Annotated in this window: 1 protein-coding gene; it reads left to right on the top strand. The window is 65.6% G+C overall.

Annotation, left to right across the window (positions count from 1 at the left end):
* Positions 1-175 precede the first annotated feature (175 nt).
* A partial coding sequence (locus FJ867_RS28545) for an autotransporter-associated beta strand repeat-containing protein (protein ID WP_210242322.1) occupies positions 176-2546 on the top strand: 2371 nt, incomplete at its 3' end.

The raw sequence follows: 2546 nt of genomic DNA, 5'->3' as shown, positions 1-2546 counted from the left end.
CGGCGGATTTGGCGGTGGCGGCGGCGGTGGTGGCGGTATCGGTCCCGACGGGACGCCCAATAACGGTGGCCTGGGGGGAATCGGCGGCGGCAGCGGCGGTGGCCATGGACAAGGTGGCGGTGGCGGCGGCGGCCTGGGCGGCGCGATCTTCGTTCAGCATGGCGGCGAGCTCACTGTGGCCGGCCATCTCGACATTTTTAGAAACAGCGTCGCAGGCGGCAACGGCGGAGGAGGAAACGCCTCCCCCGGCCAAGGTATCGGATCGGGCATTCTCTTTCACGGCAACGGGTCATTCACCGTGGCCCCTGGCGCCGGGCAGACCCAGTTGATAAGCGACACCATTGCAGATCAGACCGGGGGCGCTGGCAGCGGCGGCAATTGGGCTATCGTCAAGAACGGGGCCGGCACGACCATTCTCGACGGTGCGACTTCGCTCTCCGGCGGCGGCACCGTCAATGAAGGCGTCCTGGAGATCAACGCTCTGCGCCTGGCGGGCAATATCACAAACAAGGCCTCACTCGTCTTCGCCCAAACAATCAACGGCGCCTATACCGGCAACCTGTCCGGCAGCGGCAGCCTCATCAAGACCGGCACTGGCGATCTCACGCTCTCAGGCACCAACACCTACGCCGGCGGCACCACCGTCAACGGCGGAGCGCTGTTGTTCACCACCGACGCCAGCCTGGGAGCCGCGGGCATCGGCATCAACCTGAACAACGGCACGATCGGAAGCGTGGCCACGGTCCATCCGGGGCCGACCAGCAATCGCCCCGTCACGATCACGGACAAGGGCGGCTTCTCCGTTGCATCGGCTCCACTCACCTGGAGCGGCGTGATCGGCGGAAGCGGCCAGTTGACCAAGTCCGGCGACGGCGACCTGATCCTTTCAGCGGCCAACACCTACGGCGGCGGCACGACCGTGACCGGCGGTGTCCTGCGCTTCACGAATGACGTCAACCTGGGCGCGGCGGGTACGGCAATCACGTTGAATGGCGGCGCGGTCGGAACCACAAAGGACACTCCTGCGGCCACGTCGATCGACCGCAAGATCGTGCTCGCCGGTAACGGCGGCATCGACGTGGCGCTGCATCCCTTCATCTGGAGCGGCAGCATCAGCGGTAGCGGTCGCCTCATTAAGAGCGGCGACGGCGAGTTCGAGCTCACGGGCACCAACAGCTATTCCGGCGGCACGCTGGTGCAGCGCGGAACGCTACGGGTCGCTTCCGACGACAAGCTCGGCGCCACGGGTACGGGGCTCACGCTGGAAAACAACGCCGGCCTGCGCGCATCCGAGACCTTCACCAGCACGCGCAACGTCTTACTGGAGGGCGCCGGTGGCGTATTCCTGGTCGACCCCGGCAAGACCCTGACCCTGAATGGGATAGTCGGCGGTTCGGGCAATCTCACCAAGGTCGGCGACGGCACGCTTATTCTCACCGGCGCCAACAGCTATGCCGGCAACGTCTTCAACAACGGCGGCGCGGTGCAGGGCAACACCACGAACCTGCGCGGCAACATCATCTTCGACCCCAACGCGAACAATCCGATCGCCAGGTCGATCACCTTCGACCAGGCGACCAACGGCACCTTCGCGGGCAACATCACCGGCCTCGGCAGCCTGACCAAGACCGGCGCCGGCGCGCTGACCTTAGGCGGCAACAACACTTATACCGACGGCACGACGGTGTCGGCCGGCATCCTGCAGGGCGCAGCCAACAGCCTGCAGGGCCGTATCCTGAACGATGCCGCCGTCATCTTCGACCAGGGTGTCAACGGCACCTATGCCGGCGCAATGACCGGCACCGGCACGCTCACCAAGAACGGCGCCGGTAAGCTCACCCTTACCGGCACCAGCACTGTCGGCGGCGGCACGACCATCAATACCGGCGGCTTAGCCGTCAACGTTCACCTGACCAGCAACGTAACGCTCAACAAGGGCGGTATCCTGAGTGGCGTCGGCAACATCACCGGCGATATTACAAACAACGGCGGCACGATCGAGCCGGGCAACTCCATCGGCAACATCACGATAGACGGAAATCTCACCTGGAACAGCGGCACCTTCGAGGTTGAAATTAGTCCCAGCGCCAGCGACCGCATCACCATCGTTGGCGCCGGCCACAAGGCGACGGTACATGCCGGCACCCTCGACGTTGTCCCGTTGCCCGGCATTTACGTGCCTGACACGACGTACACGATCGTCTCGGCGCCGGCCGGCGGCATTGCCACATTTAACGATGTGACCGCCGATTTCGCGTTCCTGCGCCCCGTGCTCAGCTTCGATCCCACCAACCTCTATCTCTCCCTGATCCTGGCGCCAGATGCCTACCGCTCGGCCGGCCAGACGTCGAACCAGCGGGCGGTCGGCGGTGTGCTCGATGCCGCTGCAGCCGGCGGTAATTTCGGCGGCATCGTCGGGGCGCTGTCGGGCCTGCCAACAGCGCAGGGGACACCGGCCCTGCAGGCACTCTCCGGCGAGATCGCGGCGGGTGCCATCATAGCCGGCATCGACAGCGCCGATCGGTTCCTGGCCGTGTTCGACGGGC

The sequence above is a fragment of the Mesorhizobium sp. B2-5-3 genome (assembly GCF_006441005.1).
Taxonomy (GTDB): Bacteria; Pseudomonadota; Alphaproteobacteria; order Rhizobiales; family Rhizobiaceae; genus Mesorhizobium.
Note: the sequence above shows the minus strand (reverse complement) of the source record. Positions and strands in the feature narration are given on the sequence as shown.